Raw genomic sequence first — 13,598 nt, 5'->3', positions numbered from 1 at the left:
GGGTTTTAAAATAAAATCTAACTTAAGCAACGAATATTTAAAGCTTTCAATTTATTTTAAACCACTTAATTATTCACTATAAAAGTAGCTTTAATTACAAACAAGAACTATAATAAACCCATGCAAAGTAATTTTAAATTTATGCTTTTAATAGTTTCATTAGGTTCATTTTTAAGCACATTAGCGCTTAATCAAATTCTACCGCTTTTACCATTTATTATGCAAGAATATGGAGTGAGCGGAGATAAGATTAGCTTATATAGTGGTTTAGCTTATGCTGGTAGCACGCTTACTATGGCGTTGTTTGCACCATTATGGGGTATTTTAGCTGATAAATATGGTCGTAAAAAAATGCTTTTAAGAGCTAGTTTTGGTATGGGCTTGTGTTTGTTAATTAGCGTATTTTTAAAAACCGCAGAATCATTTATAATACTTAGATTTATTATGGGATTTTTTTCTGGGTTTAACCCTGCTTGTATTGCATTAATAGCTGTTAATGCTCCTAAAGATGATGTGAATGTATCTCTTGCAAAACTTAGCTCATTTCAGATAACAGGCTCGCTTTTAGGACCATTGTTTGGTGGAGTATTAATGCACTTTTTTGATTTTAGAGTTCAGTTTGCAATATCAGGATTTTTATTAATTAGTATATTTTTATTGATATTGTTTTTTGTAAAAGAAGATTTTACTCCAGTTCCTAAAGGCGAAAAAATAAGGCTTGATAAAGGCTTGTATTCATTTGTAATAGTTTTGTGTTTAGCTTCGTTTTTAGTGCAGTATTCTCAAACATTTATAGGTCCTATAATCGGCTTATTTGTTTCAAAATTAGTAGACCATAAAGAATTAGCCACAGGTTTTTGCTTTAGTTTAGCAGGAATTGCTAGTGCTATATTTGCTCCGAAATTATCAAAATTAGCAAAAGATTATGGAGAAGTTAATTTAATTTTAATTAGTACTTTTGCTTTGTTTATATGTTTAATATTGCATTATTTTACTAGCCATAATTTTTGGTTATTTTGCTTAGTTAGGTTTATAACCGGTATTAGCTTTTGCTCTATTATGCCTAGTGTTTATTCTATGATAAGAAAAAAGATACCTAAACAAATTAGCTCAAAAATATTTGGAATAAATCAGAGTTTTTACGGATTAGGTGCGTTTTTTGGTAGTTTAAGTGGTGGGTATTTTTATAACTTATATGACGAAAAAGTGTTTTTTATCTGTGCTAGTTTTATTTTAGCTAGTTGTTTTTTAGTTTTCTTTTATAAAAGAATAGGTTCAAAATAAAGTAGGGTATTCAGCTTAAATTTTGGAATAAATGAGAGTTTTACGGATTAGGTATATTTGTGCTATTACTTTGTATAGGATAAACACTATATATAATAGAGCAAAAACTAAGCTAAACAAAATAAAATTTAGTATTATGTGCTTTTGTTTATAGTTTATAGTTGTTTTGGCTAAAGTGGTTTATTTGTGTTAATTTTTTTATAAAAGAATAGGCTCAAAATAAAGTAGGGTATTTAGCTTAAGTATTTAAAAATAAATAGATTAGGTTGATTAGTAATAGTTTATTTTTGAATATCTTACAACCTATACGATGAAAAAATCTTTTTTATCTATTCAAGTTTTATTTTAGCTAGTTGTTTTTTTAGTTTTACTTTATAAAAGAATAATTTCAAAATAAAGTAGGGTATTCAGTTTAAATATTTAGAGTAATTTAGAGTTATTTATGGATTAGGTTCGTTTTTTGGTGATATTAGCTTATATGATGAAAAGTGTTTTTACTAGTTTTATTTGTTATTTTGCTTAATATATAGACTATACTTGTTTTGAGCTAAATTAATTTAATAGTTTTGATGGATACATAAGAAGACTTTTTAGTCTTCTTTTAAATTATTAGCTATTTTTGCTGCTAATTTTAATTTATCATTATCAAAATGAGTATAAATTCTTGAAGTATTAAGCGAAGCATGTCCTAAGGCTTCTTGGACTAATAACAAATCTTTTTCTTTTTTGTAAAGCAGGGTAGCAAAACTATGTCTTAGCATATGAGCTCCATTTTTTTCTTTGCGAATACCGGCTGCTAATAATACATTTTCAATTAATCTTGATATATAAGCTTGAGTTAATGGCTTACCTTGTTTATTTGTAAATAAGTATTGATTAGGTTCGGCGAAATTATTAAAATATTCTAAATGCTCTTTAATGGAATTTATATTTAGTAAAACCACTCTATATTTATTACCTTTAGCATGAATTCTAAGGCTTATCAAATCATTTTCATAGCTAATATCTTTTAACCTTAATCTAAGAACTTCATTAACCCTTACTCCAGTAAATAATATGATTTTTATAGCAAGTTTATTTCTGTCTTGATTGCTTTTAAACTCATAATTATTTAGAGTATTTAAAAATGTTTTCATTTGCTCTTCACTCATAAATTCTGGTAGTTTTTGTCCTGATGATGAGTTTAATCCTGACCAGTTTTTTAACTCTATCTCATAAACATAAGAACTATCATCATCTTTATTTTGCGAATTTAAAAATTTAAAAAAATTAACTATAGCGATTTTGTGATTTTTTTTACTCGCATCACTAAGACCTGCTGTTATGCTTGATAGAATTTCAATTACCAATTCTTCATCAATTAGTTTTAGAGAGTACAGCTTATAGTGAATTATTTGCTCGTAAAATTTTTTAATAGGGTTAAAATAAGTATTTACACCAATCATTCCTATATTTCTTGATTTTTTAGCTAACTCATCTAATTCTTCTATAGTGAAATTATTTTTACTTAAAGCAATATTAATCTCTCTTAATTCTTCTGCTTTTTCAAGTAGTTTATTTGATAAAGAATTTAATTTAAATTTTAGAAATTTAGCTATCCAAAATAAAAATGATTTTGAAAAATTGTCTTCACAATCTAAAGGGTATTTCATAATTGTTCCTTAAAATAAGTTGTTTAATATAGAAAAAAATTATAATAAAAGAAGATTATATTATAAACTTAGTTTTCAATATAAATTTAATATGTAAAATTTTATTAAAAATAATAATAAAAAAATATTATAATTTTACATAAAATAATACATAAAATAATATGATTATTTTTATAAATATACTAAATATCGTATAAAATATCAAAAATTATTTATATATTTTATTAAAATAATTAATATAGAAATAACTCAAATTTATATTAAGCATATAAAAAATAGTTTGAAAATTATATTACATATATAAATTAAATTCTAAAACCTTATTAAATCTAATTTTGCTATGTTTGGAAATGAAGTTTTTTATAGTATTGAAATTATTGTCTGTAGGCATATAAAAAATACATAAGTGATTGGTATAAGTATATAATTTAAGTTCCGTAAGACTATTAAATTATTTTAAAAATAAAAGCAATCTAAATTGATTATTAGCATATTTAATATGTTTATATATTATATTAGTATTGAAAACTATAATTTTCAAATTAGTATTTTAAAACCATATCACCACTCTGCAATTTTAATAAAACTGAAGATTTTAGATTGTTTATAACAAATTCTTATTAAGTCTTTTTTTGCAACTATTAGTTCAATTTTATTTTAAGCTTACTTGTTGTGTTTAATAGTATTTTGAATTATGTTTTATAAACTCATATATTTTATTGGACAATAGAAATATATGTATGCTATTTGCTAAAAGCTCAAAATCACTAAGCTTAGCAGTATTATTAAAATCAGCCAAAGCACTCTCTTAGTAATACTTACATTCAATTTATCCTTATCATTAGCACTTAGCTTTGCTACACGACCAAGCACCTTTAAAGAAGTTTGCTTGTCTTTAATTCCATTAAATCCATCAAAAGCTTAATTTTATCTATTTCCAAATCTAAGCCCATTTTAAGCTCCTATTAATGCATAATTGTATAATACAAATGCGTGATATAAGTAGCTCTTATTGAGCGACAAGGGCTTGAAATGTATATTGTAGGCTAATATACAAGGCTTTAATGCTTCGCTAGCAAGGTAACTTAGTCTAGTCCGCCTGTCAATCAATATCATAAAATGACTCAATATAATATTTGCTATTGATATCTTTTGAAGTCAAATATATATAATGTTTAAGCACTTTTTAAATACTCATTTTAAACTAAATATTAAATATGCTTTAAGTTAAGGCAAATGCAAGTGCCGTTGTTTTAAGTGTAGTGTTTTTATATATTTTGAATTTGATTTGTATAAAAGGTTTTAGTTTATAAAACAAGAAAATTATTATTCTTGTTTTTTGCTCTGGTATTTTGCTAATTCACTTTTTTGCATTTTTAATATATGTTCATCTGTTACTAGAACATAAAAAATACCTTCAAATACACATACTTCTCTTATATATGCTTTTACTAAAACTTCTCTTTTTTTACTATTATCAAATTTAGCAGTTGCTTCAAAAGATATAATATCCCCTATTTTAGCCGGCGCAAAAAAACTAGTTCTTGAGCCTATAACACAGGTATTTTTTTTGTTAATTGCTACTTGTGCAACATAAGCTCCTGCAGAATATATAAAACCATTATGCGCTAAACCTTCAGAATCTGAAATTAATTCAGATGTTATTTTTAATTGCAGATTTGCTTTGTTTTCATCTGTTTCGGTAATGTTGCCACAAATTTCTGTATTTATTGTAGGGCAAGCTTCAACATTGATTTTAATCTCTGTAGAATTTTCTTCTATATCATTTTTTTCTTCAGCCATTTTATACCTTTAATTTTATATATATTCTTTTTGGTGCAGGATAACCTTCTTTTGTAAAATCATCATCTTCTAAAAAATCTTCCAAGCTATATCCATCAATCCAATCTGTTTTCCTTTGCTCTTCTATTGTTGTTTTAGAAGTTGCTAGTATTTCAAATTCTTTAAAATTAGCTTTTTTACACCAATTTTGCAATGCTTTAATACTTGGTATAAAATATACATTAGACATTTTTGCATAACTTGTATCTGGAACTAAAGCAAAAGGTTGTTCGCTATCAAAATAAATAGTATCTAAAAATACAATCCCATTAGTGTTTAGACTTTGTTTTAATTGTTTTAGCATTTGCACTGGGTCGCTTCTGTGATAAATCACCCCTAAGCAAAAAATTACATCAAATTTATGATTGTAGCTTGGTAAATCAGCTACCCCTAATCTCTCAAATACAATATTTGTTTTAAATAAGGAATTTAAAAAAGTAAATTGCTCATAGCACCTTTGAGAAGGGTCAAATCCGACAATCTTAGTCGGTCTAAATTCTTGCATTCTAAACATATAATAACCATTATTGCACCCAACATCAGCCACTATTTTATTCTCAATACAACCAATATGCTTTTTTAAAATATTATATTTTATATTGCTTTTCCACTCACTATCTATAAAAATATTATTTATTTTAAAAGGCCCTTTTCTCCAAGGTTTAAGGCTTTTTGCTTTAATTAATAAATCTTCTTCATTTAATGTATCATCATAAATTTCAACAATATCATCAAAAATAACTTTCATTATCCCTCATGCCCTAAAATTTTTGCTGTTAAATCTATAAAAACATCATTTAGCATTTCATTTAGCAAAGCATCATTATTAAATATAAATTCTTCAACTTGTGTATAGTCTATATTTTGCTTTTCTAATAATAATTTTAATGCTAAAAATTCTTTACTATGCGTTACTATAGTATTTTGAACTGCACCTCTTGGTGCGTTTTGTAATACATCTATTAGTTTTTCTTCTGGTGTGGTCTCAAATAATTTATCAAAATCATCCATTTTAATTCTCCAATAACTTATTTAAATAAAAATATATTTTAACTAAATAAATTATCATACAATTGATTTTTATGTTTTGTTTTTTTGTATTGATTTTGCTTTTTTATTTTCTCTAGAGTATTAAATTTGCTAATTAATTCAAATCTGTCTAATTGAGAAAAACAGCATAAATTTACAAAATTTTCTAATTCTTTTGAATATGTAGAATCAAGATAAACTGGCTCACATTTATTTAGTAATTTTAAATTCTGCTCTATGCTAGATACGAAAATACCATCTGAAAAATCTTCTTTTTTTAAGGCTAAAGCAAAGCGATTAGCAGCTTTTTCTAAAGCTCTTAAGTATTTTACACGCTTTGCTTTATCATTCATAATTATTTATTAGCTCTTTCTATATACTCGCCTCTTTGAGTATCTACTCTAATAACTTCCCCTTCTAATACATGGAAAGGTATTTGAACAACTGCACCGCTTTCTAAAGTAGCTGGCTTTTTATTAGAGCCTTGTGTGTCACCCTTGAAATTCGGTTGAGTTTCAACTATTTTTAACTCAACAACTTGCGGAACTTCAACGCCTATTGCTTTTCCGTTATGGAATAATACGCTTACATTCATACCATCAATCATCCATTTTCTACTTTCGCCAACATCTTCTTCTGTTATAGCTACTTGCTCATAAGTCTCATTATCCATAAATTGGCAAAATTCTCCATCATCATATAAATATTGCATTTCTTTTTCTACTAAGTTAGGAGATTCACATTTATCACCTGCGTGGAAAGTTTTTTCTAAAACCTTACCATTTATGAAAGATTTTATTTTTATTCTTACGAAAGCAGGACCTTTACCTGGCTTTACATGTTGATATTCCACTATTTTATAAGGAACACCTTCTATTTCTATTTTTAAACCCTTTTTTAAATCACCCATTGAATAAGATGCCATTTTGTTAATCCTTTAAAATTAAATTAAATCCAAATTTCTTCAAAATCAGAATTGATATTATAGTTTTTTAAACTATCTATAAGGTAATGTAATAAAGAAATATTGTTAGTATCTATGACTATCTGAGAATATTTTTTATTATTAATTAAAAAATATTTCAAATTTAAATTAGATATAGTTTGTTTTACACAAAATAAAGAATAATTATCGTTTTTATCTATATTTAATTTAAAAAATTTCTTTTTACTTAAATTACCTGTATCTTGTAATTCAAAATGAACATAAAGTTCATTTGATATTGGGTAAGAATCTCCCAATTCATCTTTAGCTAATTTAGCATACCACTCATTATTTGATATTTTATTTTTAATAATTTCAATATTTTCATCAATAATTTTAGAAATCTGCAAATCTTTATAATTTGCAGATTTTATTAATAGCATTAAAACCAATACTAAAATAAAAAAAATTATTCCAAATATAAAATATAACGAGTGTTGTTTCATTACTATTGTAATTGATCTTTGATTATATCACCTATTGTAATTTTATCATCAGAATTAAATTTTTCTAAATCTTCACGAGTTTTAATTAAATTTAATTTTTTTATACTTAAGCGAATTTTACCATTTCTAGTGAAAATTAAAGCTCCTTCAATTTCATCTCCAATATTAGGCTTAACTTCTCCTAAATCTTCATTTTTAATTAAAGCTTCAACTTTATCATTTACTTTAACGAACACTCCAAAGTCTTTAATATCACTTACAATACCTTTAATAACATCACCTAATCTATGTTCTTTAGCAAATAATGAACTAGGACTTTCTTCTAAATGTTTAACACTTAAAGAAATTTTTTGGTTTTCACTATCAATTTTTCTGATTTTAACTTTTACTTTATCCCCTACTTTATAAACTTTTTTGCAAGTTTCATTTTCAGTCCAAGATATATCATCATTTAATAATAAACCTTCAATATTGTCAATTTTAACAAAAGCTCCAAAATTTGTAATAGTGCTAATCTCGCCTTCAACAATATCTCCTGCTTTAAATTTCTCATTAAAGCCATCAAAAGGTTTTGGAAGTAAATTTTTAAGAGATACTCTTAAACGGCGTTTTTCATAATCTATTTCAATTACTTCAACATCAATTTCTTGACCTTCTTTTAAATAATCTCTTGGATTTTTAACATTTTTATCCCAAGAAATTTCACTTATATGTAAAAATCCTTCAATATCATTTCCTAAATCTACAAAAGCTCCATAATTTTCAATATTAGAAACTACTACTTTTAAAATATCTCCAATTTCTAAGCTATCTTTAATTTCATCCCAAGGGTCACTTAAAGCTGCTTTAATTGATAAAGAAATATGTTTTTTCTCTTCATCATATCCTACAATTTTTACTAAAACTTTATCCCCTTCTTTGTATAAAGTACTAGGATTTACAGGACCTTTATAAGATATTTCGCTATAATGAACTAAGCCATCAACTCCACCAATATCAACAAACATTCCATAGCTTGTAAGTTTTCTAACAACACCTTCTTTAAGTTCTGAATCGTTGATTATATTATTAATTAATTCTTTTTTCTTTTTGCGGTCTTCTTCGTTTGCTTTTCTTTTTGACACAACTATACTTTGTGTTTCTTCATCAATTTTTAATATTTTAACTTTAATTTTTTTATTCATTAAAGTATTAATTTCTTTATGAGAGCATTGTGATTTTGGTAAGAAAAATTCTACTTCATTATTATCTACTGCAACAAAACCACCACGATTTTTTCCTATGATTTTTACCTCAAAAGTATCGTTATTGTCTTCATTATAGTTTTTAATAAATTCAACTACTTTTTCTTTACGAAGTGCTTTTTTGTATGATAATAAACGGCGTCCATTATAACTACCTACAACTGTTACTTTAATAACATCATCAACATTAAACAATAGCTTATCATCTTTTGTGATTTCACTAATATTTAAAACACCTTCTGATTTATCTTGTATATCAACAAATACTTCGTCGCCTTCAATTTTAATAATTTTTCCATCAATTACTGAAATATTTTCAGGATTTTTTTCGCTTTCAAACTCATCTAACATTGCCGCGAAATCAATGTTTTCTAAATCTTCTAAATTGTTATGAGCTCCATTTAACTTAGCCATTTTGGTCCTTTTGTAATAAAATTAATCAAATTAAGAAATGATTGTGCCCTATTCTATCACTATTTCACTTATGACTATTTAATATTAAGTAAAATTTTCTATTTTTTTAACAACTTTATCAATAATCCATTCAGGTGTGCTAGCTCCTGCACTAATTCCGCATAGATTTTTATCCTTAAACCAATTAAAATCTAATTCATTTTCATTTTCAATTAAATAACTATCTTTGCAATGCTCTTTTGCTATTAAAAATAATTGCTTTGTATTTGAGCTATTTTTACCGCCAACAATTATCATAACATCACTTTTCATTGCAAGAATTTTAATAGCTTCTTGGTTTTTAAATGTTGCATCGCAAATTGTATTAAAAACTCTTACTTCTTTTACTTTTAACATTAAAAAATTAGCTATTTGCATAAATTTTTCTACTTTTTTTGTAGTTTGACTTACTAAAGCTACTTTATTTTTAAACTTAATATCTATCAGTTCTTTTTCATCTAAAACTACATAATTATTAGTAGTAGCATAACTTCTTACGCTTTTTACTTCTGGATGATTGCTATCTCCAAAAATAACAATTTCATACCCTTCGTTGCTCATTTTTTCCACAATTTCTTGTGGCTTTTTAACGAAAGGGCAAGTTGCATCTATAATTTCTCTACCACTTTCTTTTAATATGTCTAAGTCTTGTTTTGTTATTCCATGCGTTCTTATAATGGCCTTTTTCTCATCATTTAATTCTGTTATATCATTAATAGTCTTTACATTAAAATCGTTCTTTAATCTTGATATTTCATCATTATTGTGAATTAATGGCCCAATGGTGGCTGCATCTTTAGTCTTTTCTGCTTGTTTGATAGCTCTTTTAACTCCAAAACAAAATCCGTAACTTTTAGCTAATTCTATTTTCATATTTTATTGTCTTTCAAATAAAGATAAAATTTCATAAAAATTTGTAAAAGAAGCATCTACACATTCAACATTGTCAATTTCTATTTCATAATCTTTAGCTAGCAAAGAAAAACTCATAGCTATTCTGTGGTCTGCAAAACTTTTTAGTATTACATTATTATTTTTTATACTTTTTCCAACAACCATAAATCCATCTTCAAATTCTTCGTATTCAACACCTAAAATTGAATAATTTTCAAGGACAGCCTTTATTCTATCGCTTTCTTTTACTCTTAATTCTTTTGCATTTTTGACAATAGAATTTCCTTCAGCATACAAAAATGCTATTGATAATGCTGGTATTTCATCAATTAGCCAAGAAATATTTTCACTAACTTCAACAGCCTTTAATTTAGAACTTTTTATAGTAATGGTTCCTATATTTTCATAATCATTTTTCTCTATTTGATATGTAATATTTGCCCCCATTTTTTCAAGAATTTTAAATGCTTCAATTCTAGTTTTATTTAAAAGCATATTTTTTAAAACTAGAGTGGAATTATCACTGATAGCACATAAAACAGCAAAGAAAAATGCAGAAGAAGGGTCATTTGGAACTTCTATTTCATACGATTGTAATTTATCTTGTAATGGTTTTACTTCTATTTTAGAACCATCTGTTTTTATTGGTGCTTTTATCATTTTTAATAAATTTTCTGAATGGTCTCTGCTTAATTCGCTTTCGTATATTTCGCAACCATTACTCAATAATCCAGCTAATATTAATGCGGTTTTTACTTGTGCTGATTTTAGAGTATTTTCAAAAGTAAAATAATCTATTTTTTCTCCCCTAATTGCTAAAGGAGCATAATTTGCCCCTTCTCTACCATCAATTTTAGCCCCTAGTTTATTAAGTATATCGCTTACTCTTTTCATAGGTCTTTTGTTTAAATATTCATCTCCGCTTAAAACAAAAAAACCATCTTGACTAGCTAAAAAACCAATTAAAAGTCTCATTAGTGTCCCAGAATTTCCACAATCTAAAACTACATTAGGAGATTTGATAGCATTAGGCGGTGTTATAACTAATTCATTTTTATCTTCATATATTTTTATTGTCGCACCTAAATTTCTTACAACTTCTAAAGTATGTAGGCAATCTTGTGCGTAAAGATAGTTTTTAACCTTACACTCCCCATTAGTCAATAAAGAAAATAAAGCAGCTCTATGAGAGATAGATTTATCTGCAGCTATATTTTCCAAAACTAAATCAAATTGTTTATTTAATGCTTTTATTTTCATCTTAATTTTAATCCTATTTTATCTAATTCACTAATAATTTCATTCATTTCATTATTTATATCATCATTTTTTAATACTTTTTCATCATCAACAAATGAAAAGCTTATACTTAAACTTTCATAATCTTTTAAGCTTTCATCTTGATATAAATCTACTATTTTAAAATCTTTTAAATTCTTAATGTTTAATTTATTTATAGTTGATTTTATAACTGAATAATCATAATTTTTAGGCACTAAAATACTTAAATCTCTAGTTGTTCCTTGGAATTTTGAATAAGCTTTTGCTTGTATAAAATCATACTCTAAAGCATTAAAATCAATTTCGCATAAATAAGTAACCGGTAATTCTAATTCATTTTCTAAATGTAAATCTAATCTTCCAACTACCCCTATTTTTTGATTGTTTTTATAAATATCAGCTCTTTCAAATTCGCTAAATAAATGATAATCACTAGATTTTAATTGGAAATCCTTTAATATTGTTTTTAATTCATTTAAGAATGTGAAAAAATCAACATTTTTAGGTTTTGCATGATTTTTTAAATTTGCATTTTCACTTAAGCCAGAGCTAATTAAAGCAAATTTTTTATTTTCTTGTCCGTTTTCATCAAAGACACTACCAATTTCAAATAATTTTACTGATTTTCTTGAATTATTAAAATTAAAACTAGCTTGTTTTAAAAGTGTGCTAATGATAGAACTTCTTAGCGTATTCATTTCATTTGTGATTGGGTTTATAATTTCATTTTTGATATATTTTAAATTTAATTTTTCTAAAAATTCTTTGCTATCAAAAACATAGCCAATACTTTCAAAATATCCACACATTAAAGTTCTATTTCTTAATTCAAGAGATTTTTTATATTTTAAATAAGTGTTGTTTGTTCTGTTTAATTCATAAAAATCAAGTGGTTTAGGCTTAATATTATCAATGCCAATCATTCTTACTATTTCTTCACAAATATCAGCAGAATTGTTAATATCGTGTCTATAAAATGGAACTTTTAAATATAGATTATCTTCAGCAATACTTAATTCAAACCCTAGTCTTTTTAAAATTTTCACAACATCATTTTTTTCGCAAGACTGACCTATCATATTTTCAAGCTCGCTAATATTACAATTAATTGATATTTTTTCTTTGCTTGGGGTATTTTGACAAGAACTACCATAAATTTTAATGTTTTTATTAAGTTGTAACAAATTAAATAAATAATCAATTCCTATATTAAGCTCTGGTTCGCTACCCCTAAAACTTCTATAAATATCTGTATTTTTATAATTTTTATGAGTATTTGCGATTATTTTAGGATTTACATAATTTGCAATTATGATTATTTTTTTACTATCTTTATCTATTTTAAATTCTTCATTTTGTGTAATTCCAGCAATTGCTAATTCTTTATCTTTATACTTAATAACAAATTCTTTGTTTTCTTTGGTTTTTACATCTAAACTTATTTGCTCGCATTCATTACACAATTTGCTTAAATCAACTGCATTAAATAATACCCCGCTTGCATGTGTTGTATAAGATAATAAGTTTTCTATAGCATTATCTTTTAATTCTTCAATACTAGCTAATCTTAATTTAACCTTTAAAGTATTTTCAATATTATTTAATAATTCTATTGCTTTTATATTTAAATTACCATCAATTCCATCACTGAAATGAACATTTAAAATTCTTCTAATGCCTTCTGCATTATCAACATCTTTAAAAGGTTTCTTTTCTTTTAAATTAATATCTAATGCTGCACTTAAATCTCTTGCTATACCATTAATACTTAAGCAATCCCCACGATTAGGAGTTAGCTCAATTTCAATTAATTCATCATTAAATAAAGGATATTCGCATAATTCTTTACCTAAAATAAGTTCGCCTATACTATTATCTAAAACCATAATGCCATCATTTATTTTGGCAAATCCAAGTTCAGTTGATGAGCATATCATTCCATTGCTCTCAACCCCACGCAATTTAGCTTTTTTAATAGTAATATCACCAATTTGTGCACCTTCTAAACTAACTGCTACAAATTGCCCTGCTTCAACATTTTTAGCTCCACATACGATTTGTAAAACTTCATTACCAACATCTACTTGGCAAATACTTAATTTTTCAGCATCAGGGTGCTTTTCTTTACTCATTACTTTTGCAACTATAACTTTTTTAGGAGCTATAATTGTAGTTACTCCATCAACTTCTAAACCTATGCTATTTAAAGTTTTTACTAATTCATCTGTGCTAATATTTTTTAAGTCTATAAATTCATTTAACCAATTCTTACTAATTATCATTTAAATTGCTCCAATAATCTTAAATCTCCTTCAAATAATGACCTTAAATCAGGTATTTTATGAAGTAGCATTGCAAATCGTTCAACTCCTAAACCAAAAGCATATCCGCTAACATTTTTATAGCCAACATTTTTAAATACATTTGGATGAACCATACCACAACCCATAACTTCAATAAAGCCAGTTTGCTTACAAATTCTACAACC

General features: G+C 25.7%; 13 protein-coding genes. 1 reads left to right on the top strand and 12 read right to left on the bottom strand.

The genetic code is table 11. The features are described from left to right. The first annotated feature begins 141 nt into the window (after positions 1 to 141). Positions 142 to 1,284, top strand: coding sequence for an MFS transporter (locus tag AVBRAN12654_RS08765; RefSeq protein WP_214120638.1), 1,143 nt, complete (start codon positions 142 to 144; stop codon positions 1,282 to 1,284). Positions 1,285 to 1,874: 590 nt separating this feature from the next. Here the strand turns inward: AVBRAN12654_RS08765 and AVBRAN12654_RS08760 are convergent. From AVBRAN12654_RS08760 to AVBRAN12654_RS08705, 12 genes are all read right to left on the bottom strand, one after another. After that, positions 1,875 to 2,936, bottom strand: a complete 1,062-nt coding sequence (locus AVBRAN12654_RS08760; RefSeq protein WP_336614311.1) for a tyrosine-type recombinase/integrase — start codon at positions 2,934 to 2,936, stop codon at positions 1,875 to 1,877. 1,326 nt (positions 2,937 to 4,262) lie between these two features. After that, on the bottom strand, positions 4,263 to 4,739 hold the full coding sequence (locus AVBRAN12654_RS08755; protein ID WP_214117512.1) for a PaaI family thioesterase: 477 nt from the start codon (positions 4,737 to 4,739) through the stop codon (positions 4,263 to 4,265). Position 4,740: 1 nt separating this feature from the next. After that, the gene (gene cmoB / locus AVBRAN12654_RS08750) at positions 4,741 to 5,526 is read right to left on the bottom strand and encodes a tRNA 5-methoxyuridine(34)/uridine 5-oxyacetic acid(34) synthase CmoB (protein ID WP_214117513.1); all 786 of its coding nucleotides are present in this window, start codon (positions 5,524 to 5,526) and stop codon (positions 4,741 to 4,743) included. Continuing rightward, complete coding sequence (locus tag AVBRAN12654_RS08745; RefSeq protein WP_214117514.1) at positions 5,526 to 5,789, bottom strand: DUF2018 family protein; 264 nt, start codon at positions 5,787 to 5,789, stop codon at positions 5,526 to 5,528. The genes cmoB and AVBRAN12654_RS08745 overlap by 1 nt, the downstream gene beginning before the upstream one ends. Before the next feature lie 38 nt (positions 5,790 to 5,827). Next, complete coding sequence (locus AVBRAN12654_RS08740; RefSeq protein WP_336614310.1) at positions 5,828 to 6,160, bottom strand: hypothetical protein; 333 nt, start codon at positions 6,158 to 6,160, stop codon at positions 5,828 to 5,830. Between the two features lie 2 nt (positions 6,161 to 6,162). Next, positions 6,163 to 6,732: an elongation factor P gene (gene efp, locus AVBRAN12654_RS08735; protein WP_214117516.1), complete on the bottom strand. Its 570-nt coding sequence runs from the start codon at positions 6,730 to 6,732 to the stop codon at positions 6,163 to 6,165. Between the two features lie 23 nt (positions 6,733 to 6,755). Continuing rightward, a complete protein-coding gene (locus tag AVBRAN12654_RS08730) occupies positions 6,756 to 7,238 on the bottom strand; it encodes a hypothetical protein (RefSeq protein ID WP_214117517.1) in 483 nt (160 codons plus the stop codon). 2 nt (positions 7,239 to 7,240) lie between these two features. Beyond that, entirely contained in the window at positions 7,241 to 8,896 is a 1,656-nt protein-coding gene (locus AVBRAN12654_RS08725; RefSeq protein ID WP_214117518.1) for a 30S ribosomal protein S1, read from the bottom strand. Between the two features lie 84 nt (positions 8,897 to 8,980). Continuing rightward, positions 8,981 to 9,808, bottom strand: a complete 828-nt coding sequence (locus AVBRAN12654_RS08720) for a 4-hydroxy-3-methylbut-2-enyl diphosphate reductase (RefSeq protein WP_214117519.1) — start codon at positions 9,806 to 9,808, stop codon at positions 8,981 to 8,983. A 3-nt stretch (positions 9,809 to 9,811) separates the two neighbouring features. Then, positions 9,812 to 11,089 (bottom strand): 3-phosphoshikimate 1-carboxyvinyltransferase, encoded by a 1,278-nt coding sequence (gene aroA / locus AVBRAN12654_RS08715; RefSeq protein ID WP_336612459.1) that lies wholly within the window; start codon positions 11,087 to 11,089, stop codon positions 9,812 to 9,814. Next, on the bottom strand, positions 11,086 to 13,392 hold the full coding sequence (pheT, locus tag AVBRAN12654_RS08710; protein ID WP_336614309.1) for a phenylalanine--tRNA ligase subunit beta: 2,307 nt from the start codon (positions 13,390 to 13,392) through the stop codon (positions 11,086 to 11,088). Before pheT ends, aroA begins: the two co-directional genes overlap by 4 nt. Continuing rightward, on the bottom strand, positions 13,389 to 13,598 hold a 210-nt coding region (locus AVBRAN12654_RS08705; protein WP_442862323.1), incomplete at its 5' end, for a tRNA ligase subunit PheS family protein. The genes pheT and AVBRAN12654_RS08705, both read right to left, overlap by 4 nt.

The organism is Campylobacter sp. RM12654, assembly GCF_020137585.1.
Lineage (GTDB): Bacteria > Campylobacterota > Campylobacteria > Campylobacterales > Campylobacteraceae > Campylobacter_E.
This window is presented reverse-complemented; position numbering and strand designations above follow the sequence as displayed.

What these genes read in the sequence shown, in the direction of transcription:
- AVBRAN12654_RS08725 (WP_214117518.1), bottom strand. Translation starts at nt 8,896, where the DNA reads ATGGCTAAGTTAAATGGAGCTCATAACAATTTAGAAGATTTAGAAAAC.
- pheT (WP_336614309.1), bottom strand. Translation starts at nt 13,392, where the DNA reads ATGATAATTAGTAAGAATTGGTTAAATGAATTTATAGACTTAAAAAAT.
- AVBRAN12654_RS08730 (WP_214117517.1), bottom strand. Translation starts at nt 7,238, where the DNA reads ATGAAACAACACTCGTTATATTTTATATTTGGAATAATTTTTTTTATT.
- AVBRAN12654_RS08720 (WP_214117519.1), bottom strand. Translation starts at nt 9,808, where the DNA reads ATGAAAATAGAATTAGCTAAAAGTTACGGATTTTGTTTTGGAGTTAAA.
- AVBRAN12654_RS08740 (WP_336614310.1), bottom strand. Translation starts at nt 6,160, where the DNA reads ATGAATGATAAAGCAAAGCGTGTAAAATACTTAAGAGCTTTAGAAAAA.
- AVBRAN12654_RS08765 (WP_214120638.1), top strand. Translation starts at nt 142, where the DNA reads ATGCTTTTAATAGTTTCATTAGGTTCATTTTTAAGCACATTAGCGCTT.
- AVBRAN12654_RS08755 (WP_214117512.1), bottom strand. Translation starts at nt 4,739, where the DNA reads ATGGCTGAAGAAAAAAATGATATAGAAGAAAATTCTACAGAGATTAAA.
- cmoB (WP_214117513.1), bottom strand. Translation starts at nt 5,526, where the DNA reads ATGAAAGTTATTTTTGATGATATTGTTGAAATTTATGATGATACATTA.
- AVBRAN12654_RS08760 (WP_336614311.1), bottom strand. Translation starts at nt 2,936, where the DNA reads ATGAAATACCCTTTAGATTGTGAAGACAATTTTTCAAAATCATTTTTA.
- aroA (WP_336612459.1), bottom strand. Translation starts at nt 11,089, where the DNA reads ATGAAAATAAAAGCATTAAATAAACAATTTGATTTAGTTTTGGAAAAT.
- efp (WP_214117516.1), bottom strand. Translation starts at nt 6,732, where the DNA reads ATGGCATCTTATTCAATGGGTGATTTAAAAAAGGGTTTAAAAATAGAA.
- AVBRAN12654_RS08745 (WP_214117514.1), bottom strand. Translation starts at nt 5,789, where the DNA reads ATGGATGATTTTGATAAATTATTTGAGACCACACCAGAAGAAAAACTA.